We start from the raw sequence: 26,855 nt of genomic DNA, 5'->3' as shown, positions 1-26,855 counted from the left end.
TTTTGATTAATAACTTCTTATAATTAAGGTTTGGTCTCCAGACATATTGACTGTTATTTTTTCTGACAGACTGTTTCTACCATGAACAAATAGTGCATTATTATCACCTGTTTGATTGTATAATGCTTCAATATTCATACTTGGTGAATTGGTAAATTCAAAAATCTGATTGCTATTTCCGTTTTGTATAATTTGATGAAAAAAATTATTGGTGTTTAATGAAAGTAAAATTTGATTTTCACCTCCATTTTGATAAATCTGAGCTAAATTTCCATTGGTATTTGAGGTAATCTCAACCCAATTACCACTTCCGACTTGTTCTATGTAAACTTCATTGTAAGCTGTTGGACTACCTGAAGCTCCCGAACCTATAAATAAAACCTCTTCTAAACCAACCAATTCTTCCTCGGTTAGTACGCCTTCTTCATTTTCTACAGATACTTGGCCATTTACAAAACTGTAAACACCAAATATGAGCATACAAACACTTAAAATAATTTTTGTGCTAGGTTTCATTTTTTATCTATTGTTATAGAATGGCGCTGGGTGAACCCAGCGCCAATTCCATTATAAACTGTTTAGGTTGCTTTAGTTTATAAATTAATTTCCTTGGTTTACAGTGGCAATATTGTTGAAACCAACTTGGAAAATATTACTAGAATTGTAATCTCCAAGCTGAGTAACCCAAGCTTCATTATCTGAACCTAATCCTTGAATAATGTGGCTATTGTTGTAGTTACCTACTTGCCATACATCAGAATAGTTGTAAGAAGAATTAGCTGTTTGGAAAATTCTACTTTCGTTTCCTTCCCCATCTTGATAAACATAAGCATCATCTTCTAGTCCTGCTTGGTTTATTCTGCTATAGTTATCATAGCCATATTGTGTTACATAAGCATAGTTAAAGTCACCTGTTTGGTTAACTCTACTACCATTACCGTAACCCACTGAATACACATCAGCAGTATTTGCATACCCTGTTTGAGAAATTTCACTCCAGTTATAGCCACCGTCTTGGTATACAATAGCAGTGTTGAATTCGTTCTCTTGCTCAATTACACTAGAATTATCATCACCATATTGTTCAACGGTTGCAAAATTGTCTAAACCAGACTGCGTAATGTTACTTTGATTGTAGGATCCATCTTGATAAACAAGTGCAGTATTAAAAGCATCTACTTGATCAACATCTGAATTGTTACCATAACCAACTTGAATAACATCAGCATATAATAAATCTCCATCTTGAGTAACATCACTTGAATTGTATTCTCCTATTTGTGTTACCACGGCAGTATTACCCAAAATACCTGAAACTTGTTCTACTGAACTTGTATTACCCTCACCATCTTGATAAACATCTGCCCAGTTAAACACTCCGTTTTGTAGAATTGAAGAGGAATTCCACCAACCGTATTGTGTTACAATAGCTGTATTAGCTAATGCTCCCGCACCTTGAAAAATGTACGATTCGTTATAATCTCCTACTTGAAACACATCTGCATAGTTATCGGCTGCAGCTAATATTTGGTCTGTATGTGCATAGTTACCCACACCTTCTTGATCTATGATTGAATAGTTGAAGGCCGCAAAAATACCTTGGTGGGTTATTGCGGTATTATCAAACCCGTATTGATACACATCGGCAGTGTTTAACAAACCGTCTTGCAATACCTCAGAGTAGTTACCCCAGCCAAACTGGTTTACGTTGGCATCTAGGTCTACCCCTAATTGCTCAACATCACTGGTGTTGCCTTGAGCCATTACCATTGCTCCCCCGGCAAATAGCGCAATTGCGCTTAAATACAATTTTCTCATAATAAAATAAATTAAAAGGTTAATACATATTATCTGTGTAGATGACCATCATCTGAAACAGCTTTTACTAACCATTAACATTCGGCTAGGGGAACTAACCTCAACATTTGATTTGGGACATTAATCTTATGTTGTGGGGGAAACAAAAACAGGATATTCAAAAAACGTGTGAGGGAACGAAGGATGAAAATAGAAGTAAAAATGCAAGAACATTCTTTACTACATAAACATCAATAAACAAAGGGGTGGGGGAAATTTAAACTAGCTCAACTAGGTGAATCTTAAAAAGACATTTTATCCAGTGAAGTTTGGGGCTTTTTGGTTGTTTGTGTCTTTTGTTATTCACATCCATATCAAATATAGATTTTAATTACTATCAATTAAAACTATTACTTTATAGGATGTATGTTTTTCTGTATACTTTGCATTCTTAGACAAATAACCTGTAAAATCAGCAATTATTACCAGAATAGATTAGTGCATAAAATCACATTAATTTTATGTTAATCCAATGTTATTTACATGTTTTTTATCAATTCAATAATTTTTAAAAGCAATTATTTAATAAATAACAATTCTCTGTATTTTGTGATTGGCCAATATTCATGAGCAACAAGCTTCTCTAATTCATCAGTATTTGTTCTGATTTTATCAAAGAATGGTTTAATGGTATCACAATATGTTTTTGCTTTTTTTGCCACAGTAGCCATATTATCTGCTCTATGTTTTGCATCTAACATTGCATCTGTTGTTTTTTTCATTTCAGCAATATGTTGAGCAATCTGCTCTAAAATATTTAGCTGTGGTTCGGTAAAGTTTTTATGCGCGGCACCATATACTTCTTTCATGCCTTGAACATTTTTCAATAGCATATTCTGGTATTTAATTGCAGATGGTAAAATATAGTTGTAAACCAACTCACTTAAAATGCGCCCTTCAATTTGAATATTGAAAACGTAATTGTCTAATTCTACTTCTTGGTGTGCTTTAAGTTCAACCTCACTCATAACTTTTGTGCTAGAAAAAAGGTCTATACTTTCTTTAGACGTTAAAACTTGTAAAGCATCAGGTGTGTTTTTGTTATTACTTAGTTTTCTTCTTCTGGCTTCTTCTTGCCAGTCAAAACTATAACCATCACCATCAAATCGAATTCGTTTTGAATTTTTAATATATTCTCTAAGTACATTAAAAACAGCTTCGTCTTTTTTAAGGTTTTTCTTATTTATTAAAGCGTCAACTTCTTTCTTAAAGTCAATTAATTGCTTAGCAACGATAGTATTTAAAATGGTCATCGGCTTGGCACAATTCATTTTTGAGCCCACACCTCGTATTTCAAACTTATTACCTGTAAATGCAAATGGCGATGTTCTATTTCTATCTGTATTATCCAATAAAATTTCTGGAATCTTACCAACTACATTCAGCTTTAACTCAGTCTTTTCTTGGGGTGATAATTTTCCTTTAGACACCCCTTCTAATTCATCTAAAACATCACTTAATTGTTGGCCAATAAAAACAGACATTATGGCTGGCGGAGCCTCTTGACCGCCTAATCTATGATCATTACTTGCCGATGCAATTGAGGAACGCATCAACTCCTCATAGGTGTCAACTGCTTTTATAGTATTTACAAAAAAGGTTAAAAACTGAAGGTTTTTCATTGGTGTTTTACCCGGACTCAAAAGATTAGTTCCAGTGTCTGTTGCTAAAGACCAATTATTATGTTTACCAGAACCATTTACGCCAGCAAAGGGCTTTTCATGAAAAAGTACTTTAAACCCGTGTTTATCAGCTACCTCATCCATAATATCCATTAACAATAGATTGTGGTCTACAGCAAGATTGGCTTCTTCAAAAACAGGAGCTACTTCAAACTGGTTTGGTGCAACCTCATTATGTCTTGTTTTTACCGGTATACCTAAAAGTGTGCAATGTTGTTCTAACTCAGACATAAATTCTAGAACTCGAGAAGGTATAACACCAAAATAATGGTCATCTAATTGTTGCCCTTTTGCGGGAGCTCTACCTATTAATGTTCTACCCGTCATTAAAATATCTGGGCGAGATTGTGCAAGTTCTTTATCAATAAGAAAATACTCTTGCTCCCACCCTAAAGTTGCGTGTACTTTTCTCACATTTTTGTCAAAATACTGGGCTACGCTTGTAGCTGCTTCATCTACCGCATGTAAGGCTCTTAGCAATGGAGCTTTATTATCTAAGGCCTCACCAGTATACGCCACAAAAACTGTAGGTATACATAGGGTTGATTTATAAACAAAGGCAGGAGAAGTAGGGTCCCAAGCAGTATAACCTCTTGCCTCGAAGGTATTTCGAATTCCACCACTAGGAAAACTAGATGCATCTGGTTCTTGTTGTACCAATTGCGCGCCATCAAAGCGTTCCATTGGTTTACCATCACTCATTAAATCAAAAAATGCATCGTGCTTTTCTGCGGTTGCTCCTGTAAGTGGTTGAAACCAGTGCGTATAATGGGTTGCTCCAAGAGAAATTGCCCAGGCCTTTATACCTTCTGCAACTTGATCCGCAATTTTACGGTCAATCTTTTTTCCTGCAAAAATAGAAGCCTCTACTTTCTCAAATGCATCTTGAGATAAAAACTGAAGCATATTATCTCTATTGAATACATTCTTAGCAAAATATGATGAGCGTTTTTGTTGGATTTCTCCGGAATTGTTATACATATTACTTTTTTCTTATAAACCGTTAAAAAGCATTCGCAAATATGAAAATGCAAACGCCTACAAAATTAACAATTTGGTAATATCTAGCTATATAAATGTGATTTTATTAAACGAACCCCCCTCTTTAACGGGGTCATCATAAATTTAATCGAATTATATACAGTTCACCCATTAAAAAGTTGTGATTTAGACATAATCGTATACTTTTGTGGTTCGTTGATTTTAAAATATTTAAAGTTTAATAACCAAGATTATGAACAAGGCAAAATTAGAGTATTTATGGCTCGACGGTTATGAACCAACCGCCAACATTAGAAGTAAAACTAGAATTGAAGAAGATTTCAGTGGTAAGTTAGAAGACTGCCCAATGTGGTCTTTTGATGGTTCTTCAACCAAACAAGCAGAAGGTGGTTCTTCTGATTGTTTACTTAAACCAGTTGCAATCTATCCAGACCCTGCAAGAAGAAATGGTTTTTTAGTAATGACCGAAGTTTTAAATGCAGACGGTACCGCTCATGAATCTAATTCGAGAGCAACTATTGATGATGCTGATGACGATTTCTGGTTTGGTTTTGAGCAAGAGTACTTTATTATGGATACAGCTACGCAGTTACCTTTAGGTTTCCCTGTAGGTGGTTATCCTGGTCCACAAGGCTTATACTACTGTTCTGTTGGTGGTAGAAACACTTGGGGTAGAGACCTTGTTGAAGAACATGCAGATTTATGTTTAGAGGCTGGTTTAAACTTTGAAGGTATTAACCAAGAGGTTGCTGCTGGTCAGTGGGAATTTCAATTATTTGCTAAAGGTGCTAAAAAAGCCGGTGATGAAATCTGGGTTGCTAGATACTTATTACAAAGATTAACCGAAAGCTACGGTTACTATATAGAATACCATCCAAAACCTGTTAAAGGTGACTGGAATGGTTCTGGTATGCATGCAAACTTCTCTAATACTACTTTAAGAACTTGTGGTTCACAAGAAGTATATGAAAAAATTTGTGAAGCATTTAGACCGGTAACAAAAGAGCATATAGAGGTTTACGGTGAATACAACGACCAACGTTTAACTGGTTTACACGAAACCGCTTCAATTAAAGATTTTAGCTACGGTGTATCAGACCGTGGAGCTTCTATTCGTATTCCAATTATGACTGTTGAAAAAGGATGGAAAGGTTGGTTAGAAGATAGAAGACCTGCTTCTAATGCTGACCCATATAAAGTTGCTGCAAGAATTGTAAAGACTGTGAAGTCTGCAGACGTTTAAAATATCTTTAGTACATATTACCATAAAAGCCACTCAATTGAGTGGCTTTTTTTTATTGTATTGTTATGTAGACAAATGTAATGTATACTGCTAGTAGAATGATACCGTCTCGCCATCCTAAACGAAGCCCTTTAGGTATAAACACCAATGGTAATATTAGAAATGATATGCCCAACATCCACCAAATATCACTTGTTAATAAACCTTGATCCATAACTGAAATTGGGGTAATTATAGAAGTGATGCCCAATACAGCCAAGAGATTAAAAATATTAGAACCAATTAGATTACCTAAAGATATTGCCTTCTCTTTTTTGATAACGGCAATTATTGAAGCTGCTAGTTCTGGTATACTGGTACCTATAGATACAATGGTAATACCAATAACACGGTCACTAACACCTAAAGCAGCAGCTAAATTTTTAGCCCCCGTTATTAAAAGTTCAGACCCCCCCCATAATGCAACTCCACCAAGGCCTAGGAATAATACCGTTTTATAGAGTGGCAATAAGACATCATCTTCTGGCATCTCATCTTCCACAGCCTGTTTTTGAAAGCGTAATAGATAGACTAAAAACAGAAAAAGGAAAATCACCATAATAATGCCTTCATACCTGTTTAACACTCCGTCAAAAAAAATGAATCCAACAAATAATAATGAAGCAATCATCATTACTGGCCAATCTGTGGTATAAAAACTTCTTCGCACATCAATACTCCCTAAGATTACGGTTATAGCCAATACTAGTCCAAGGTTAGCAATGTTGGAACCTACCACATTGCCTAATGATAAATCTGGTAAACCATCTAACGCAGCTTTTATACTTACAATGAGTTCTGGTGCAGAAGTTGCAAAAGAAACAACGGTCATACCTATTACAATTTTTGGAATGTTTAATCGTAAAGACAGTGCAACTGCAGCTTTAAGTAACCAGTTACCGCCAAGAATTAGCAAGGCTAAACCAATAATTATAAATACAACATCTAACATAGGGGTACAAAATTTGGGCAAAGATAGTTGAAGTTTTATTCCTCAATTTATTATTAAAAACTATTTTTTTAGTTAATTAACTATTTTTATAGTTGTATAACTAAAATTTTAGTAATAAGTTTGATTGCAAATTAGAATCCATGCAAAAATTAACAAATAAAGAAGAAGAGGTAATGAAGATTCTTTGGCGTTTGCAAAAAGCCTTTGTCAAAGAAATATTAGAAGAAATTGAAGGTGAAAAACCACATTACAACACCTTATCAACTATCGTAAGAAATCTGCAAGAAAAAGGCTTTGTAGACCACGAAGCTTTTGGAAAGACACACCGATATTTTCCTAAAGTTTCTAAAGAAGCTTATCGTAAAAAGTTTGTAAATAATGCTCTCGCAGAATATTTTGATAACTCTTATAAAGGCTTGGTTTCTCATTTTGCCAAAGAAGAAAAAATTTCTATAACTGAATTAAAAGAGATAATTGCCTTAATTGAAAATAAAAAGTAATGGATGCTATTGTACTACATATACTAAAGTCTACAGCATTAGGAGCATTATTTTTAGCTTGTTATTGGTTGTACCTCCGCAAAGAAACTTTCTTTATTTTTAATAGAATCTATTTGGTCTTGGCTCTACTTACTGCCGGCCTTCTCCCCTTTTTAGAAATTACCAAAGTTGTTTGGGTAACCCCGGAACCTGTAAGCTATGTGGCCTTGACCACCACCAATTTTTCAGAAGTGCCCGTTAACGCTGTTTTTGATTGGTGGTTATTATTCAATTGTATTTATGGTTTAGGTGTACTTTATTTTATCATCGGCTTTGCATTACAACTTCATCAATTGCATGCACTAAAAAAAAAGAGTACTGTAGTGGATGAGGAAGGTTTTACTCATGTAAAAACACAGGAACATGTTTCTCCTTTTTCTTTTTTTAGACATCTATTTTACTGTCCGTTTCAATTTTCAACCAAAGAATTACAAGCCATTCTTGAGCATGAAAAAGCCCATGCACAACAATATCACACCTTAGATGTACTGTTTATTCAAATTTGTTGTATTCTTCTGTGGTTTAACCCCTTAGTATGGCTATTTCGCATTTTTATTAAGCAGAATTTGGAGTATTTGGCTGATGCTTCAGCGCTTTATAAAGTTGATGATAAAAAACAATATCAATACCTAATGCTTCAACAAGCAACGGGTACAACTATGCCGTTGGGCAACACTTTTTTCAATTCATTAATCAAAAAACGTATCGTAATGTTACATCAAAATCAATCAAACCGAGTTAAGCTATTTAAACTGCTCGTTCTAATTCCGTTCCTTGCCATTTTTTTACTGGCATTTAATACCAATACTACATACAAAGTTAAACCTGATTCTATTGTATCAGAAACCCAAGTAGACAGGTCTTTTCAGTATACCATAAAAAAAACTACTACAGATGCTGAACTGCTTCAACTAAAAAATGAGCTTAAAACATTGCAAACAGATTTCTCTTATACAACTGTTCGCAATACTAAAAATGAAATCATTGACATAACCTTACATTTAATTGGAGAGAATTCTTTAGGTAAACCGTTTAATGGTAATTACAGCAGTAATTCTCAGCGTCCTATTGCTATAATCTCTTTAGGTTATGATGATGTTAGCAACAGTCTTGTTATTAATGAGGTGGGTACTTCTACCCCAACTCTAAACACTCAAAAGAATTATACAACGGTAAATAAACAACTAACTGACATTACTATTACTGTTAACAAAGATTCAAAAGACGCTGACTTAAAAAATGATGCTGCTCTTTTAGCTTCTAAAGGTGTTAAAATTGATTTTAAGGGGATTAAGCGAAACAACCAAGGGGAAATCACCTCTATTAAAGTAAATTATGACGACGGCAAGGGTGATAAAGGCACTTACCAACAAAAGAAAAAGGGAAGTACCATTACGCCTTTTGCAGTGCATATAATTTTAGACAAAGACAATGTTACTTCAATCAATATTGAAGGCGCTAACCAAGTTCATGCACATGATGATAATGTAATAATATGGAACGCGTTAGATGAAATTGGTGAGCACAATGACATTAAAGTGATTAAAAAAGGTACGCATAAAACCATTGAACTTAAAAATATTGATGGTGAAGATGTAGTTCTTATTGATGGAGAACAACAAAAAATTGAAATTTTAAATGATTCAATGGCTACCAATAACCATGAGTTTATTACGTTACTTACCGAAGATTTTAAAAATGAAGACGGTAAAGAAGTAAAAATTACCACTCATAAAATAGAAGGTGACAACCATGTGTATATCATTAAAGAAGAAGATGGTAAAACCACTATTAACAGTAGCGAGGGTTCAAAAACCAAAAAAAGATTCAAAAAAATTAAAATTTCCTCTGAAGATGAAGAACAAAACAATTCACAAAATGTATTTATTATAGATACTGATGAGGCAGGTGATTTCTCAAATGATGTTGTTATTGTACCCGACGAAAAAGACGCTCTTATTTTAATAGATGGAAAAGAATCTACTTATGAGGAACTTAAAAAGCTATCCCCTGAAGCCATTCAAACTATTGATATTTCAAAAGGAAAAGCGGCCCACGAAAAATACGGTGATAAAGCCAGAAAAGGTGTTATTGAAGTAACAACTAAAAAAGAAGAATAAATTAATTATCATCAATCCAAAAACGGAGAAAACCGGTACAATTTTGTGTCGGTTTTTTTATGCTTCAAAAAATGAAAATGCCATTTTTATCACTTTTTTAAACGAAAAGCCCCTTGTATTTTAAAAAACCGTCCAAAAACACCCTTAAAATCTTACAGTTCATCCTATTTTATGTTTTTACTATTAATTTTTTTAATCGTACTGAAGCAGGTCACATAAATATCGAAGGCTAAAACATTATTTTACTTACATATTCGTATTCAATTTTAATAAAAAACTACGGTTTGGTTGCAAACATGACTTATCTCATTTTATATTGATTGGACAATCATCAAAAAACAAATTATTTATCAACCAAAAGCTGAGCTAGCTAAGCAATTAAATTCAACCAAAAATGATTACTGTAGTTAAATTTTTACTTTCTGTTCTCATAACCATTGTGGGAATATTACTCTAATCTTTTCGATTAGCGATTTCTATTTCAGAAATCAAAAAAAACCAATGTCCAACTTTAAATTTTTGAACCTATGTTAACACTCTTAGGAATACTCGTTATTGTCTTTGGCTTAGCCACTTTACTACTAAAATCCTTAGTTAAAAACTCTGCATTTTTAAATAAGTTTAGCTCTAAACGTAGCTTACAAATTGTTTTATTTGGTTTGCTACTAAGTATTGTAACTGGAACTTTCTTTTATGCAGAACCAGGAACGGCCTATGCGGTACAGTATCCTTGGGGCGGTCAAAAAGCTATTTTTAGGCAAGGTATACATAGTAAGATGTGGGGTAGATTAATTCCCATTCAGTTTGAACTGCCTATTAAATACGTAATCCCAAATTCAGAAGGTGATTTGGGTGAGCAAAGTGAATATGCCAATGTAGACAAAGCCAAATATTGGGCGTTTAGTGATGCGGTTAAGGCACGGATAGCAACTAGTGTAGTTATTAGTATCAACACCGAAGATGAAACTCAGTTTTTATCAGTTGCTGACCGTAATAAAACCGAAATGAACCTGATTCGTTCTCGTATTATACCTAACATTGACCAAAGTATTAAAAACACTTGTAAACTTATGGATGCGCAAGATTACATATCTGGTCAAGCATCAGATTTTGACAGGTATTTTAAAGACCAATTAGAAAACGGTATGTATGTTTTAGAAGAGTATAATGAAAATCAACCCAAAGAGATTATTGGAGATTCTTCTGTAGTACGAACCGTAGTTAATAAAGAATCTAAGCAAAAAAGATTTCGAATTAAATATGAAAATGGGTTACCTGTTCGTGAAAAAGGCAACTCTTTAAAAGCTTATGGTTTAACTGTTGTACAAGCCGTAGTAACTGAAATTGATTGGGAAGAAACTTTTGATAAGCGTTTGCAATTACAGAAAGAAGAGGTGGCACAGACCCAATTAGAAAAGCAGCAGGCTGAGCGTGAGTTTTACAGGGCTCAGAAAGAAAAAGCTCGTGGTGAAGCAGAAAAAGCTGCCGAGCGTGCTCGGTTAGAAAAAGAGCAAATTCAGAAAACCATTGCTGCTGAAACTGAAGCTAAAGTTGCTGAATTTAACCTTGTTAAAGAAAAAAAGCAGTTTGAAGTAGAAAAGTATAAAGCGCAAAGCAAGAAAGTTGCTGCAGACGCTGAAGCGTATCAGAACGCAAAACTTGTAGGTGCCGGTTTAACCCCACAAGAGCGTGCCGAGTGGGAATATAAAACCGCTGTAGGTGTTGCTGGGCAATTAAAAAGTCTAAACTTACCTGAAATTTATATTGATGGTAACAAAGGAAGTTCTGCCAATGGCAACCTTCTTGAGTCATTAATTGGTGCTGATTTGGCCAAAAAAATGATGGAAACAGACAACAAGTAACGACAACATATTTCAATCAACCTTTACTAAGCTCTGAAGCATTTTGCTTTCAGAGCTTTTTGTATTTTGGCAAAAACTAAATAATGAAAGGTTTCTATAAATTTTTAGCCAAGTTTAATAAGGCCATTTTACCTTCTATGACGAAAAAAGGTTTGGATATTGCCAAAGCCAAAAAGTGGCAATTAGCACTAATAGGTTACCGTGCTTTTGTAACCAAAAAAGCTTTGGATTAATACGTTAAAAGTGAAGCTATCTGGTAGGGTTTCAATTTATCTTGCCCATTTAAAAAAGATAAATGAATTAAGAAATTACATTGTACCACCTTACCTCCTAATTGTTCTACTAACTTGCATACCGCACCTGCCGTGCCTCCTGTAGCAAGAACATCATCATGCACCAAAACATGCTCACCAGGCTCTATAGCATCTAAATGAATTTCTAAGGTATCTGAACCGTATTCTAAATCGTAATTTTCAGCAGCCGTTATATAAGGTAACTTGCCAACTTTTCTAACGGGTACAAAACCTGCATTTAATTTAGAAGCCAGTAATGGTGCAAAAATAAATCCTCTACTATCTACCCCAACCACTTTATCAATTTTTAAGTCTTTCACCTTAGCAAGCAGCTCATTTGTAGCGGCAACCAAAGCTTCATTACTTTTTAAAAGTGGCGTTATATCTTTAAAAACCACACCTTTTTCAGGAAAATCGGGCACATCTCTAATATATTCAGCAAAATTCATAGAAAGTTTTTGAAGTGATTTTGTGGTAAAAGTAAAAAGAAATATATTTGCACCCCATTAAAAACGGCCTCGTGGCGCAACTGAATAGCGCATCTGATTACGGCTCAGAAGGTTGCAGGTTTGAATCCTGCCGAGGTCACGAATTAATAATTCGAAATAAAAAACGCCAAGCTAGCTTGAGCGTTTTTTTTTGTCCTATAAATGACCTTTGTTAAGTAGATTAAAAACAAGATGATAAACATTTTAAGAAGCCATAAAGAACGAGTTGAGGATAGAGTAAATTGTATTTTTAATTTTCAACTTTTGACGAAAATTCATCCTATTTTACCGAGTATCAATTTTAAAAATTCCTGATATTAGGTTAGGCGAATAATCACGAATAAATAGTACAAAATAGTCCATGTTACATAGCTATACTTCATTTTTACTGGTTAACCTTAATCGCCTTACATCTCTGTTTTAGTAACATAAGTATTATTAAAAAAATGCAATAGAAATCCCCATAACTAATTCAATAGTTATGGGGAAAACTAAACTAACTCAAAACTAATTCTTATATGTTAGGAGATGGATATGGTTGATTTCTAACGGGATCGTTTAGACTATGACCAATACCATTGCTAAAAACATAATTATAATTTCTGATACGTTCATTATTGCCACCACCTGTTGCTGTACTTGGCAAAGGAGCTGGAGACCTATTAACGTCAACTCTCAACCTATCATCTCTTCTTAAAACTATTAAACCCTCTTCACCTGGTATCAAGGTTTGAAATGTATAATTTACTCCAAATTCAACAAGAGGGTCATTTTGGGTTATGTAAGTTGATATTATATGATAACGTAATATAAGTCTAAGCACATCTAAATCTGCTCTCGCCATAACCTCTTCGGGAGTTTCACCCTCCTCTATATCGGGGCTACCCGTAACTAAAGCTATTACATCTCCATTACCAAGAAAGGCATTATTATTCAACATTAAAAATGTTCTGCCATCATTAGGAGTATTATATTCATCTATCAAACCTGCTGCTGCTATGGCAGCTGACATATAATCATAATTATCACCTATTAACGTACCATCTTCATTAAATTGATTATTAACTTGGCTAGAACTTAAAAACTGCCAAGCAGTAATGTCTTTGTAAGGGTCTTCTAAACTAACATCAGGTTTAAATACAAATCTATCCTGAAGCTCTAAATCACAACCGACCGTTGCTAACACTAAGGTTAACGCTGTTATCGCTTTTATTTTATTAATAAGATATTTCATTTTAATAGATTTTTAATTAGTAACCAGGTGTTTGTTCAAGTAATGGGTTTTCAACCAAATGTTCATCAAAAATTGGGAATAATAGTCGCTCTTGTGTAAGAGGTGTACCAGTTGACAGCGTATCTAAAATAGGATTCAATATCTCTAGTGCTCTGTTAGTTCGGCGTAAATCCCACCATCTTTGTGCTTCTCCAATTAGTTCCAAATGGCGCTCATCTAAAATAAACAACTCTCTTTCATCTTCAGTAGCTCCAAATTCTATTTCTGTTACTGAAGGTAATTGTCTTGCTGTTCTAAATTCATTAATTAATTCAAGTGATTGACCAGTATTGCCTAACCTATTTTCAATTTCTGCTAAGAACAATATAATGTGAGAGTATCTATATAATACAATATCTGAATCGTCTAAACTTACATTGTAATTAAACTTGTTGTATTTAGCAAGTCTGGCATTACCAACGCCTTTTAGTTCAAGGTTTGTAAAACCTTCTCTACATAAATAATAACGATAATCACCATAGACAAAACTTCCAGTTTCTGGATTGGTTAATACAGGATTTGTATCTGGATATTTTGTTACCCATAAAATAGAATCTATCGGAAATTTTTCTCTCCATTTATTCTCTAAAGCTGGTGATAAAGTAAAAGAAGGTATCCCTGCAAAAAACAATGAAAAAACACCTGATCTATTAGCATTACCTGTACCTTGACTTTCATCTAAACTAAATTTAATAGACATCATTAATTCTGGACCTTGCATTACTTTAAAAGGACCATCACTTTCGGAATCTGCATCAAACGGATTACCATTGTCATTTAAAAACATATCTTGCCATTCCTCAGGAGAATTTGCTAAACGAAACTGGTTGCTATTAATAATTTTTTCAAGCGCTTCTTTTGCGTTACCATCCTCTCCTAAAAACCCGTACACATCTGCTTGCAAAGCCCAAATACTAGTTAAAGAAAATCTGAAAGGGTCTGATATTCGACCAATATCCATGTTTGCCTCAGCCGCAAGCATATCTGGAATAATTAATTCATTAATAATTGTTGTTGCTGGTGTTCTTTCTTTTTGTAAATCTTCAGGAGATCTAGTAGGCTCAGTGAATACTGGTACTGAACCCCAAACTCTAACTGCCTGAAAGTACGCATATGCCCTTAAAGCATAGGCTTCAGCCAATAGGTTTGCGTCAAATCCATCAATTGTTGGAATATTTACAATTGCCTCATTTGCCCTATTTATCATGGTATAAAAATTATCCCATCTTAAAGCAGGCGAATTACCAGAAGTTACATCATTAGAAGTAAGTTCAATATTATTTGCATTTGCACCATCATTACCGTTGATGTAGCTATCTCCCCTAAACTCTCCCCATAAATAATGCTTAACTCTAAAGGCAGGTTGCATGGCATCATAAACACCAATTACAGCTGCAAGTGCATCATTGTTGTTATTAAAAAAGTTTTCTGGGTCAATTTCACTGATTGGGGATTCATCCACCAATTCTTCACAAGAAGTAACACCCATAAATAGAATGATTACCGCAAGAATATATTTTGTGTATTTTCTTATTTTAAAAGTTGTCATTGTAATACAGTTTAAAATTTAAGATTCATTCCAAATATTACTTCACGATCATTCGGAAATCTAAGATTATCCAAACCTGGCTGTAGTGGATTACCTCGTGTACCCAATTCAGGGTTATACCCTGGATAATTTGTCCATGTCAACAAATTATTTCCTGAAATAAAGAATGAACATTTCTTTAAAAAGCCTAATCTGTCTAATGCAGATTGTGGAACGTTATAACCTAGTCTTACAAACCTTAGCTTTATAAAGCTACCATCTGTTACATAAAAACTATTTGGTCTATCTCTATTTTGTGGAACTCTATTTAACCTAGGGTAAACCGTTATATCACCAGGATTTTGCCACGAACCTTCAATACGGTCGGGCCCAGGAGTTTCATTAGAAGAATTCAAATCGTTTCGTAATTCGTCCCAACGTCTCCAAGTGTCATTGCCCAAAGTAAAATCGAATAGAAAACTTAACGTGATATCCTTATAGGTAAAATCGTTGTTAAAGCCTCCAAAAGCGGTAGGCAAACCGTTACCAATAACTTGTCTGTCTTCATTAGTTATTACAAAATCACCGTCTACATCATCCCAGATAATATCGCCGCCTTGGGCTACTCTACCATCATTTCGTATTTGATTTACGTTACCTGTAAACTCCTGACCATTTAAAGTGTAATTGGTGAACTCGCCCTCTGTGTCAAAATTTGGGGTTAATTGTACCCCGTCATCTGTAAAGGCATTAGACTCATCATATTGAAAAACACCTAAATTCTTAAATCCAAAAATATTACCTATGGGCTGTCCTTCTTCTATAATATAATTTCCCGATTGAAAAGGCGTGCCACCAGCTAACTTAGTAACTTCATTCTCTTGAAAACTAATATTGAAATTACTATTCCACTGAAAGTTTGGTGCCTTAATAATAGTACCGCCAACATTTAAATCGATACCTTGGTTACGCACTGCTCCAACATTTTGTCTAATTGAACTAAATCCTGATTCTTCTGGCAATGGAACATTAGCCAAAAGATCTTCGGTATCTTTTCTCCAAACATCAAAATTGATTGTTAATCTATTTCTGAACATACCCAAATCAAAACCGATATTAGTTGCATTTGTACTTTCCCAGCTTAGATTAGGGTTACCTAATCTCGTAGGTTGTACTCCACTGATACCATCATAGATAGCACCTGGAACCAAAGCCGATGTAAATTCATAATCACCTATTCTGTCATTACCAGTTTCTCCATAACTGGCTCTAAGTAATAGGTTGTTTAATACAGTATTACCTTTTAGGAAAGATTCATTACTTACCCTCCAGCCTATTGATCCAGATGGGAAATAACCAAATTCGTTATTTTCTCCAAATCTTGAGGAACCATCTCTTCTAAGGGTTGCACTTATTAAATATCTATTATCAAAATCATAATTAAAACCGGTAAATAAAGAGTACAGATTACTTCTAGTATTAAAAGTCTGGCCTGAATTAATGCCTAATCCATCTGGATCAGCATTATTGAATGTTTGTATATCTTCAGAAACAAATAATGCATTAGAAATACCAAATTCTTCTCTATATCTCTTTAAAATTTGCATACCTGCAAAAGCAGAAACACTGTGTTTACCAAACTCGTTGGTGTAATTGACGAAATTTTCTTGTTGAATATCATAATCAATTCTATCTCTGAAACTTGCTAAAGGATTAGTGTTTCTTGGATTTAAAACTAGGAGTGGTTGAAAATCATTATTTCTACGTAATCTAAAGTTTAAACCAAGTGTCGACTTTAAAGTAAGTGAAGGTAATATCTCATATTGTGCAAAACTAAAACTTTGTCCTCTCCATGTTCGGAGTCTAAGTTCTCTTAGATTTGCTTCAGCTAAAGGATTTTGTCGACCTGCGATTTCTGGAGTAAAGTCTCCATTTGGCTCAAGCACAGGAAAATAAGCAATACGTTCTACAAGTTGTTGAAATACTTGATTTTCACTCAATCCATTAAATTCTTCAAATGACGCATTAAAATTAGTGCCAAAGGTTAGTTTTTTGCTTGGCATGAAATCAATTTTAAGACGTGTATTTATTCTTCTGAAATTGCTATTTACTACAATACCATCTTCGTTTAAAAAACCAGTATTCCAGTACGCTCTTGCTTTTTCATTTCCTGCACTAACAGCTACGTTAACCTGGTTTCTAAAACCGGCTCTTGTAATTAAGTCTTGAAGATCAAAAGAATTTCTGTAAAGCAAATTTAAAGAGTCTCTTTGTGCTCCGATTGGGTTTTGCCTTTGCGCATCTGTTCTTCTTACATCTTCGTAAAACAAACGTTGTCTGGTATTTGCAACCGGTATTGCTCCGTTTAAAGAATTTACACCGGTAACAACATTAACATCAACACTAACTTCTCCTTTTTTACCTGATTTTGTTGTGATTAAAACAACACCGTTAGCTCCCCTTGTACCATATATTGCTGTTGTTGCACCATCTTTTAACACTTCTAAAGAAGCAATATCGTTAGGATCAATATTATCTATATTATCCAATTGTTGACCGTCAACAACGTACAACGGACCGGTACCACCAGCACTAAAGGTAGAAGTACCCCTTACCCTGATATCAAATCCGGCACCTGGACCACCATTGGTTGCAATTTGCACCCCGGCTAATCGACCTTGAACACCTTCAAAAGCATTAGTTGGAGTTACTTCGGCAATTTTTTCTGACTTTACAGAAGATAATGCACCAAGTACTTTTTCTCTAGATACTTTTGCGTAACCTATGATTACAACTTCATCTAGACTTTGGGCATCTTCTTCAAGGGTGACATTAATTGTAGTAGAGTTTACAGTGATTTCTTGGGTATCAAAACCGATATAAGAAAACGCTAAAACACGTGAGCTCGGCACTAAGTTTAAGGTATAATTTCCATCAAAATCTGTGGAAACCCCGTTAGTAGTTCCTTTCTGCACCACGTTAACTCCTGGAATTGGTTCACCGTTTACATCAGTAACAGTCCCAGATACGGCTTGTATTTGAGCTTGAACTGTAAATGAGAAAAACAGCAAAACCAAACTAACACCAACTAACCGCCATTTGTTCAACCGAAAAATGTCGTTTTCATCTTTTTTCATTACAAGTTTAGTTTAATTAATAGTTCATTAAAAATTTCTACTATTCCTCAAGATTATTGTAATTAATAACCTAAAGTTTTTAGTAAATTGTAACAATGATATCAACTCCAAACTTGTCAAGTATCCTGTCCCATGGGGTAGCGTAGAAAATAAATTAGTGGTTAATAGTTCAAAACTAAAACTAATCAATTGTGGTTTTACTAGCCATATAGGCTTTTTCAAGCAGAAAAACGTTCAATAAAATTGAACTCGTTTTTTATTTCAGTTTTATTATTTTCAAGAATCATTATTGCTGCTGCTTCTCCCATTTTTTCAAAATTGGTGCTTACAACGGTAATTCCTAATAGTTCTTTCAAAGGAGTATCATTATACGATATAATACCAATATCTTCTCCCAATTTATATTCTTTTTCTCGAACCTGTTTTACTAAGTTAACTAAATCAGACTCTTCTATTATAATATATAAATCCTTTTGTTCAAGCTCCATACTATCATAGATTTCATCTAAAATTTCGAAATCAATTTCATATTGAATACAAAATCTTTTAAAACCAGTTACAATCCCCTTAGGATAAGGATAAACCGCTTTACTTGGATACACCAAAATAATCTTCTTATACTTTTTAAACTTATCAACACCTTTTTTAAGAGCTTTGTAAATATCCTCAGTAAAATCTTGATAAACCCTACCAGCTTCTAAAGAAAGACTCTTTAGATTACGATCCATAACAATTAGTTTACCATTTGGAATAGATAAAATAGCTTTTAAGATTTCATCAGTACATCCCATATGCTGCATATCATCATCTTTAAAATGAGGCATAATTACGTAATGATCATACATTAGTTTTTTACGTTCGAGAATTTTACTAAAAACCAATGGTTCACAATGGTAAATATCTAAATCAACTTTTGCGTTTGTACCTAATTTACTTACAAAGGCATTAAATATTTTCATTTTGTAAGTACTTAGCTTATTAATTAAAAACAAAACGTTTGTTTTAACTGCTAAATCTGTTTTGGAAATGTAATAACCTTTACCCTTAACAGATTCTATTATATTTTGCTTTTTTAAGATGCTATAGGCTTTTTCAACAGTATCTCTAGATAATAAATGTTCTTCGCTAAGCTCATTAATCGAAGGTATTTTCTCACCCATTGCCAAACTCCCATTATTGATATTTCTAATTATAGAATCCATAACTTGTTTATACTTGGGCACTCTAGAATCTATATTTATTTCAATATTTTCAATCATTTGTTTAAAATACAAATTAGCTGTTAGTTTTTGCCTGCAAAATAAGGTAAATACTGTTTTGATACTAAACTATTTCTTATCTTATCTAACAGCATAGTACAGGACGCCTTTCTTTTTTACTCAGTATATTTTCGTTAAAAAGTTATTAAAATACACAATATGCCAGTTAAGACTTTCAATCACGTGAATTATCTCTGGAATGAGAATAAAGCTTTAGAACTTGGTGATAACCAAGTGGAACTTTTTCTTTACCGATCTAATCTTCTTGGCTCTGATTTAAGAATTACCAATTACGGAGGCGGAAATACAAGTTGTAAAACCATCGAAAAAGACCCTTTAACAAATGAAGAGGTTGAAGTTATGTGGATAAAAGGCTCTGGAGGAGACATTGGAACTCTTACACGTTCTGGAATTGCTGGTTTATACACGGAAAGACTCAGAAATTTAAAAAACGTTTATCAAGGTTTGGATGATGAGGATAGAATGGTTGGATTATTCAACCATTGTATTTATGACCTTGATAGTAGAGCACCTTCTATAGATACACCATTACATGGTCTTTTACCATTTAAGCATATTGACCATTTACACCCTGATGCCTTAATCGCCGTTGCTGCAGCCAAGGATAGTGAAAAAATAACAAAGGAAATCTGGGGTGATGCCATGGGCTGGGTACCTTGGCAGAGACCTGGTTTTGATTTAGGCTTACAATTAGAAAAATGCTTAAATGACAACCCTGGAATTAGAGGTATTGTTCTTGGTAGTCATGGTTTATTTACATGGGGAGACACCTCTTATGAATGTTATATGAATAGTTTAGAAGTTATTGAAATGGCTTCTGAATATATTGCGAAGAAAATAGAAGAAAATGGAACCGTTTTTGGTGGTGAAAAAGTAAAAAGTTTACCTAAAGAAGAGCGATCTTCTAAAGCAGCTCAATTAATGCCATTATTAAGAGGCTTATGTTCTTCTGAAGCTCAAATGATTGGGCATTTCACAGACTCGGATGTTGTACTTCAATACATAAATAGTAATGACTTAGAGCGCCTTGCGCCTATGGGTACATCTTGCCCTGATCATTTTTTACGTACAAAAATTCAACCTCTGGTATTATCATTAGATACATCAGAGGACCTTACAAATTCTAATACGGTACTAGAAAAGCTAAAGCCAGAATTTGAACAATATCGTCAAGAATACAAGGAGTATTACGAGAAATGCAAAAGAGATAATAGTCCTGCAATGCGTGACCCTAATCCCGTAATAATTATTTATCCTGGTGTAGGTATGTTTAGTTTTGCTAAAAACAAGCAAACCACTAGAGTTGCGAGTGAATTTTATATTAATGCAATTAACGTAATGCGCGGTGCTGAAGCTATATCAGAATATACCTCACTGCCAAGGCAAGAAGCATTTGATATTGAATATTGGTTATTAGAAGAAGCCAAATTACAACGCATGCCAAAGGAAAAGCCACTTTCTAGGAGGGTTGCTTTCATAACTGGTGCTGGAGGTGGAATTGGAAAAGCAATAGCTGACAAACTAGCGGAAGAAGGTGCTAATGTTGTTTTAACAGATATTGCTGAAGATAGATTAAAAGAAGCAGTTGGCACCTACAAAAGAGATACAGCAAGCTACGCAGTTTGCGATGTTACAAATACTGCCTCAATAAAAGAAGCTTATAAAAAAGCATGTTTAGAATTTGGCGGTGTTGATATCGTTGTACATAGTGCAGGATTGGCAATCTCAAAACCTCTTGAAGAAACCTCTGAAAAAGATTGGGATTTATTACAGAATGTTCTAGTAAAAGGGCAATTTGAATTAGCAAAACAAGCTGTAGAAATTATGCGGAAACAAGGTTTTGGAGGTGACATAATAAGTATTGCTAGTAAAAACGGATTAGTTTCTGGACCAAATAATGTTGGTTATGGTACCTCCAAAGCGGCGCAACAACATATGTCAAGATTACTTGCAGCAGAATTAGGTAAAGACCAAATTAGAGTTAATGTGGTAAATCCTGATGGAGTTATAGTTGGCAGCAAGATTTGGGAAGGAGATTGGGCTGAAGGTCGCGCTAAAGCCTATGGTATCACCGTTGAAGAATTACCCGCACATTATGCAAAAAGAAACCTATTGAATCAGATAATATATCCTGAAGATATTGCTAATGGTGTTTTTGCCTGTGTAGGTATTCTTGATAAAACAACCGGAAATATAATTAATGTAGATGGCGGTATGGCCAATGCATTTGTAAGATAATAGTTTAGTTGTATTCAGTTAAAGCTTCTACGTTTTACTATATGTAGAAGCTTTTTTAATATTTCTCAAAAATGAAAATAGATTTAAATCAATTACTAGATAGTAACAAAAATACTAAAGCTTCTCACCAACATAGTTTTAATTATTTAAGTGAACAACTAACTCAAAAGGGAATAGATGTTAACCAATTAATACAAAAAATTCAAGATTTTCAAGTAGCCATACCAAGTTGGGCTTTGGGCGCTGGCGGAACTCGTTTTGGAAGATTTAGCTTTAAAGGAGAGCCAAGATCATTAGAAGAGAAAATTGAAGACATTGGTATAATACATAAACTAACCAATGCCGCCGGTGCAGTGTCTTTGCATATTCCATGGGATATTCCAACAGATTATCTTGCTATAAAAGAAATTGCCAAGACTGAAGGTATTCTTTTTGATGCAGTTAACTCCAATACTTTTCAAGATCAGCCTGGTTCTAAAGAATCTTATAAATATGGATCGCTCTCAAATACAAATAAAAATTCTAGGGATCAAGCAATTGCTCATAACATAGAAGTAATTAAAATTGGTGATAAATTGGGTTCAAAAAGTTTAACCGTATGGCTAGCAGACGGATCAAATTTTCCTGGACAAACTAATTTTCAACATGCCTTACAGCATACAGAAGATAGCTTAAAAACTATTTACAAAGCATTACCAGAAGATTGGAAGTTGTTTATTGAATATAAACCTTATGAACCTAATTTTTACAGTACCGTTATTCAAGATTGGGGTACTTCTTTCATGTTAGCAAATGCATGTGGAGATAAAGCATATACCTTAGTAGATTTAGGTCATCATCTTCCAAATTCCAATATTGAACAAATTGTATCAACCTTAATGTTAAAAGGTAAATTGGGAGGTTTTCATTTTAACGACAGTAAATATGGAGATGATGATTTAACAGTAGGCAGTATTAAACCCTACGCGCTATTTTTAATATTTAATTCTTTGGTATATGGAATGGAAAACAACCCTCAGAATCCCTACCCCGCTTGGATGATTGATGCTAGTCATAATATCAAAGATCCTCTAGAAGATTTAATTCAATCATTGGAGGCAATATTGGAGGCATATGCAAAATCCTTACTAATAGACCAAGATAAATTGAAAGTAGCTCAAAACAATCATGATATTGTTCAATGTCAAGAAATTTTACAAGAAGCCTTTAGAACAGATGTTAGACCACTTCTAGAAAAAGCAAGATTAAACGTTGGTGCTGCCATAAGACCTTTGGAAACCTATAGAAATTTAAATATCAGAAAAAATCTAATTTCTGAAAGAGGAGAAAACGCAGTAGCTACCGGACTATAATTTAAACTATGAGGGAGAAAGTAACAGCTGTTTTTGACATAGGTAAAACTAATAAGAAGTTTTTTCTTTTCGATAAAAACTATCAAGAAGTATACAGAGAATATACCCACCTTGATTTGGTTGTAGATGAAGATGGTCATCCAACCGAGAATATTCATAGCTTACAAAACTGGATTAAAGAGGTTTTTGATAGAATTTTATCGGAAGATAAATTTCACATAAAAGCAATAAACTTTTCCACTTACGGAGCAAGTTTTGTTCACATTGACAAAAATGGAAACATTCTCACGCCATTATACAATTACACTAAACCACTAAATGTCAATCTTACTGAAGAATTTTTTAAAAAATATGGCCCTAAAAAAGAGTTTTTTAAAGCAACAGGCTCTTCTGACGATGGTATGCTAAATTCTGGCTTACAACTATATTGGTTAAAACATTCCAAACCAGAAGTCTTTAAAAAAATAAAACATTCTTTACATCTTCCCCAATATCTCAGTTTCATTTTCACAGGCATTGCTCTTAGTGAATATACTAGTATTGGCTGCCATACCGCGCTATGGGATTACAGCAAAAAAGATTATCACACTTGGGTTTATCAAGAAAAAATTAACGAAATCTTACCTCCTATTGTTTCTACTGAAACAAGTATTAATATGAATTACAATGGCAATCGTATTAAAATAGGAGTTGGAATCCATGATAGTTCCGCTGCCTTATTACCTTACGTAAGAAGTATTAAGAAAAAGTTCATTTTAGTATCCACAGGTACATGGAGTATAGCTTTAAACCCTTTTACCGAAGAATTAATTAGTAGTTCAGAAATAGAAAAAGACTGTATTAATTACATGAGAATTAACGGTAAACCCGTAAAAGCGAGTCGACTATTTTTAGGCAATGAATACGGTTTGCAGGTAAAAAAATTATCAAAACTTTTTAATGTTTCATCAGATTATCACAAAACCGTAAAATTTAATTCAGATACTTTTTTCACTATAATCAAAGACTTTGAATATTGTTTTAAATGGGAAGGTTTTGAGCATCAAAATATGCCAGCAAACACAAATATTAGGTATGATAAATTTGAACATGCCTACCATCAATTAATGATTGAATTGGTCTTACTACAGGTTGAAAGTATAATTACTGTAACTGGTAAAGACAAAATTGAAAAGTTATATATCGATGGTGGTTTTAGTGATAATGATGTCTATATAAAACTAGTATCTCATTATCTAAGAAATATGGAGTTACGCACAACAGACTCCTCTCTAGGTTCAGCGCTTGGAGCTGCTATTGCAATATCTGACAATGAATTAAATTCAAAATTTTTAAGGAAGAATTATTCATTAAAAAAACATGTTCCATTTATAGTAAAATAATCACTTATGGCAGGGAAAATTAACTCCAAGTATCCTTCAATGGAAGATTTACGAAATAAAGCTCAAAAACGAATTCCAAAATTTGCTTTTGAATACCTAGATGGAGGATGTAATGAAGATGTAAATATTATTAGAAATACAAGTGAGATTAGAGATGTAAAACTAGAACCAAGATATCTTAGAAATAAAGGAGTTAGTTCAACTAAAACTAAAGTTTTAGGAATGGAGTTTGATGCTCCTTTTGGTATTGCACCAGTTGGTCTCCAAGGCTTAATGTGGCCAAATTCTCCAGAAATTTTAGCTAAAGCAGCTTATCGGCACAATATTCCGTTTATTCTTAGTACGGTAACTACTATGAATATTGAACGCGCCAGTGAACTAACCAACGGGAATGCTTGGTTTCAATTGTATAATCCGGCTGAAGATGCTATAAGAAACGATATTATCGATCGAGCGGCAGCGGCACAATGCCCTGTATTAGTTTTATTGTGCGATGTTCCCACCTTTGGGTATCGTCCAAGAGATATTAGAAATGGACTTGCTTTGCCTCCTAAAATGTCAATAGCTAATATTCTGCAAATATTAGGTAAGCCAACATGGGCTTTGAATACCTTAAGATATGGTCAACCAACATTTGAAACCTTAAAACCTTACACTCCGGAAGGTTTAAATCTTAGGCAACTTGGTCAATTTATGGATAGAACATTTTCTGGCAGACTTAATGAAGAACGTATCAAACCTATTAGAGATAAATGGAAAGGTAAACTAGTATTAAAAGGTGTGGCTTCTGCTCAAGATACAGAAGATGCCATTAGGCTTGGTTTTGATGGTATCATTGTTTCAAATCATGGGGGTAGACAGTTAGACGCAGCAGAATCAACAATAAATTCATTAGCAGAAATCGCCCCTAAATATGGTGATAAAATTGAAGTAATGATGGATAGTGGATTACGTTCTGGGCCAGATATTGCAAGAACAATAGCTTCTGGGGCGAAATTCACTTTTATGGGACGTTCTTTTCTTTACGGATGCGGAGCATTAGGAAACCAAGGTGGTGAGCATACTATTACTATGCTTAAAACACAATTTAAACAAGTAATGGACCAACTTTGTTGTGAACGTGTTGAAGATCTTCCAAAGCATTTAATTACCAACTAAATAACCAAACATGAGCCAATACAACATTGAAGAAGAAATCATTGAGAAAATTGCCGGAGGCGAATTTGAGAGACAACCCGTACCAACTTCTAAACTTAAAGGGTGGAAAAGTTTTCTAGGTATGTATGCCGGTGAACACGCTGCAGGAACAGAGTTTATGATTGGGCCCCTATTTTTAACCGCTGGTGTAAGTGCTTTCGATTTAATTATAGGTCTTCTAATAGGCAATTTACTCGCGGTTTTAAGTTGGCGCTATTTAACTGCAAAAATTGCTGTAGACAATAGGTTAACGCTCTACTATCAATTAGAAAAAATTTGTGGTAAAAATTTAGTTATTGGTTATAACCTCGCCAATGGTATACTTTTTTGTTTCCTTGCAGGAGCAATGATTACTGTATCTGCAACCGCAGTTGGTATACCCTTTAATATGGAGATGCCTAAACTTACAGACACCTTACCTAATGGACCTACATGGATAATTATTGTAATATGTATTGGTGCCGTAATTTCTTTGATTGCTTCAAAAGGTTATGATACGGTTTCCAAAGCAGCAAATTGGATGTCTCCTGTGATTGTTTTGGCCTTTGTGGCGTGTGGGTTTGTTGCCCTTAATCAGTTAGGTGTAGGTAGTTTTAAAGATTTTTGGAACATTTGGGGAGAAGGTTCAGAACCTTTTCCCGGTCAAATTAAATTTACTTTTTGGCACGTAGTAATTTGGTCATGGTTTGCCAATGCAGCCATGCATATAGGTATGTCTGATTTGTCTGTTTTTAGATTTGCAAAAAAATCAAGTGCAGGATGGACTACTGCCGCTGGTATGTATGTGGGGCATTACATGGCATGGATAGCAGCAGCTTTATTATACGCTGTATATCTTAAATCTCCAGAAGCCCAAGCTTTTCTTTCTAACGGTGAAGCCCCACCTGTTGCGCCCGGACCATTAGCACATAATGCTATTGGCGTCTTTGGAATTATTGCAGTTGTGCTTGCAGGATGGACAACAGCCAACCCTACAATTTATAGAGCAGGTCTAGCTTTCCAAGCTATTACACCTAAGATCTCAACGTTTTGGGTCACTATTATTGCAGGTACAATAGCTACAATAGCTGGTTTATTTCCGGCATTTGCAATGAAATTATTGGGTTTTGTGGCATTGTATGGATTTATCTTAGCACCATTCGGAGCTGTTATCGTATTTGAACACTTTTATCATACCAAAGCAGGAATTGAAAAAAACTATGCAGAAAAAGCTGGAATAAAATTTAATAAGGCCGTATTTCTTGCTTGGGTAGTTAGCTTTGGACTGTTTTACTTTATTTCTATCCAATTTGATGTATTTCTGTCTTTTGTTACCCTGCCCGCTTGGATTTTATGTGGTATACTGTTTTTAGTTTTTAGCAAACAATTGCAAAAGAATAAATAATAAAACC

The 26,855-nt window shown here is 34.3% G+C and carries 19 protein-coding genes and 1 tRNA gene; 11 read left to right on the top strand and 9 right to left on the bottom strand.

Going from position 1 to position 26,855, the window contains the following annotated elements:
• Positions 1–6: 6 nt before the first annotated feature.
• The 3 genes from H5V42_RS08715 to H5V42_RS08705 form a co-directional block, all read right to left on the bottom strand.
• A complete protein-coding gene (locus H5V42_RS08715; RefSeq protein WP_185782774.1) occupies positions 7–516 on the bottom strand; it encodes a hypothetical protein in 510 nt (169 codons plus the stop codon).
• Positions 517–600: 84 nt separating this feature from the next.
• Positions 601–1,818: a hypothetical protein gene (locus H5V42_RS08710; RefSeq protein ID WP_185782773.1), complete on the bottom strand. Its 1,218-nt coding sequence runs from the start codon at positions 1,816–1,818 to the stop codon at positions 601–603.
• A gap of 557 nt (positions 1,819–2,375) precedes the next feature.
• Positions 2,376–4,520 carry a glutamine synthetase III family protein gene (locus H5V42_RS08705; protein ID WP_185782772.1) on the bottom strand — a complete coding sequence of 715 codons (2,145 nt, stop codon included), beginning with the start codon at positions 4,518–4,520 and terminating at the stop codon, positions 2,376–2,378.
• 253 nt (positions 4,521–4,773) lie between these two features.
• Here H5V42_RS08705 and H5V42_RS08700 point away from each other — a divergent pair, with 253 nt between their 5' ends.
• On the top strand, positions 4,774–5,784 hold the full coding sequence (locus H5V42_RS08700; protein ID WP_185782771.1) for a glutamine synthetase beta-grasp domain-containing protein: 1,011 nt from the start codon (positions 4,774–4,776) through the stop codon (positions 5,782–5,784).
• Positions 5,785–5,836: 52 nt separating this feature from the next.
• On the opposite strand, the gene H5V42_RS08695 is transcribed toward H5V42_RS08700, so the two are convergent.
• Positions 5,837–6,775 carry a calcium/sodium antiporter gene (locus H5V42_RS08695; RefSeq protein ID WP_185782770.1) on the bottom strand — a complete coding sequence of 313 codons (939 nt, stop codon included), beginning with the start codon at positions 6,773–6,775 and terminating at the stop codon, positions 5,837–5,839.
• Positions 6,776–6,915: 140 nt separating this feature from the next.
• On the opposite strand from H5V42_RS08695, the gene H5V42_RS08690 reads away from it, so the two are divergent.
• From H5V42_RS08690 to H5V42_RS08675, 4 genes are all read left to right on the top strand, one after another.
• A complete protein-coding gene (locus H5V42_RS08690; protein WP_185782769.1) occupies positions 6,916–7,275 on the top strand; it encodes a BlaI/MecI/CopY family transcriptional regulator in 360 nt (119 codons plus the stop codon).
• Entirely contained in the window at positions 7,275–9,434 is a 2,160-nt protein-coding gene (locus H5V42_RS08685) for a M56 family metallopeptidase (protein ID WP_185782768.1), read from the top strand. The genes H5V42_RS08690 and H5V42_RS08685 overlap by 1 nt, the downstream gene beginning before the upstream one ends.
• A 527-nt stretch (positions 9,435–9,961) precedes the next feature.
• The gene (locus H5V42_RS08680) at positions 9,962–11,296 is read left to right on the top strand and encodes a cell envelope integrity protein TolA (protein ID WP_185782767.1); all 1,335 of its coding nucleotides are present in this window, start codon (positions 9,962–9,964) and stop codon (positions 11,294–11,296) included.
• Positions 11,297–11,379: 83 nt separating this feature from the next.
• Entirely contained in the window at positions 11,380–11,529 is a 150-nt protein-coding gene (locus H5V42_RS08675; RefSeq protein WP_185782766.1) for an SsrA-binding protein, read from the top strand.
• Here the strand turns inward: H5V42_RS08675 and H5V42_RS08670 are convergent.
• Entirely contained in the window at positions 11,526–12,038 is a 513-nt protein-coding gene (locus H5V42_RS08670; RefSeq protein WP_185782765.1) for an adenine phosphoribosyltransferase, read from the bottom strand. The two genes, H5V42_RS08675 and H5V42_RS08670, sit on opposite strands and share 4 nt — an antisense overlap.
• A gap of 65 nt (positions 12,039–12,103) precedes the next feature.
• Here H5V42_RS08670 and H5V42_RS08665 point away from each other — a divergent pair.
• A tRNA-Arg gene (locus H5V42_RS08665) sits at positions 12,104–12,177 on the top strand.
• 414 nt (positions 12,178–12,591) lie between these two features.
• On the opposite strand, the gene H5V42_RS08660 is transcribed toward H5V42_RS08665, so the two are convergent.
• From H5V42_RS08660 to H5V42_RS08645, 4 genes are all read right to left on the bottom strand, one after another.
• Positions 12,592–13,311, bottom strand: a complete 720-nt coding sequence (locus H5V42_RS08660) for a hypothetical protein (RefSeq protein ID WP_185782764.1) — start codon at positions 13,309–13,311, stop codon at positions 12,592–12,594.
• 16 nt (positions 13,312–13,327) lie between these two features.
• The gene (locus H5V42_RS08655; RefSeq protein ID WP_185782763.1) at positions 13,328–14,899 is read right to left on the bottom strand and encodes a RagB/SusD family nutrient uptake outer membrane protein; all 1,572 of its coding nucleotides are present in this window, start codon (positions 14,897–14,899) and stop codon (positions 13,328–13,330) included.
• 11 nt (positions 14,900–14,910) lie between these two features.
• Positions 14,911–18,015, bottom strand: a complete 3,105-nt coding sequence (locus H5V42_RS08650) for a SusC/RagA family TonB-linked outer membrane protein (protein ID WP_185782762.1) — start codon at positions 18,013–18,015, stop codon at positions 14,911–14,913.
• Positions 18,016–18,233: 218 nt separating this feature from the next.
• Positions 18,234–19,274, bottom strand: a complete 1,041-nt coding sequence (locus tag H5V42_RS08645; RefSeq protein ID WP_185782761.1) for a GntR family transcriptional regulator — start codon at positions 19,272–19,274, stop codon at positions 18,234–18,236.
• A gap of 159 nt (positions 19,275–19,433) precedes the next feature.
• On the opposite strand from H5V42_RS08645, the gene H5V42_RS08640 reads away from it, so the two are divergent.
• From H5V42_RS08640 to H5V42_RS08620, 5 genes are all read left to right on the top strand, one after another.
• Positions 19,434–21,533 carry a bifunctional aldolase/short-chain dehydrogenase gene (locus H5V42_RS08640; RefSeq protein WP_185782760.1) on the top strand — a complete coding sequence of 700 codons (2,100 nt, stop codon included), beginning with the start codon at positions 19,434–19,436 and terminating at the stop codon, positions 21,531–21,533.
• Positions 21,534–21,604: 71 nt separating this feature from the next.
• Positions 21,605–22,885 (top strand): sugar isomerase, encoded by a 1,281-nt coding sequence (locus H5V42_RS08635; protein ID WP_185782759.1) that lies wholly within the window; start codon positions 21,605–21,607, stop codon positions 22,883–22,885.
• A gap of 8 nt (positions 22,886–22,893) precedes the next feature.
• Positions 22,894–24,267 carry an FGGY-family carbohydrate kinase gene (locus H5V42_RS08630; RefSeq protein ID WP_185782758.1) on the top strand — a complete coding sequence of 458 codons (1,374 nt, stop codon included), beginning with the start codon at positions 22,894–22,896 and terminating at the stop codon, positions 24,265–24,267.
• Positions 24,268–24,273: 6 nt separating this feature from the next.
• On the top strand, positions 24,274–25,425 hold the full coding sequence (locus tag H5V42_RS08625; protein ID WP_185782757.1) for an alpha-hydroxy acid oxidase: 1,152 nt from the start codon (positions 24,274–24,276) through the stop codon (positions 25,423–25,425).
• A gap of 10 nt (positions 25,426–25,435) precedes the next feature.
• Positions 25,436–26,848: a purine-cytosine permease family protein gene (locus tag H5V42_RS08620; protein WP_185782756.1), complete on the top strand. Its 1,413-nt coding sequence runs from the start codon at positions 25,436–25,438 to the stop codon at positions 26,846–26,848.
• Positions 26,849–26,855 lie beyond the last annotated feature (7 nt).

This window comes from Croceivirga lutea (assembly GCF_014235875.1).
GTDB classification, from domain to species: domain Bacteria; phylum Bacteroidota; class Bacteroidia; order Flavobacteriales; family Flavobacteriaceae; genus Croceivirga; species Croceivirga lutea.
This window is presented reverse-complemented; position numbering and strand designations above follow the sequence as displayed.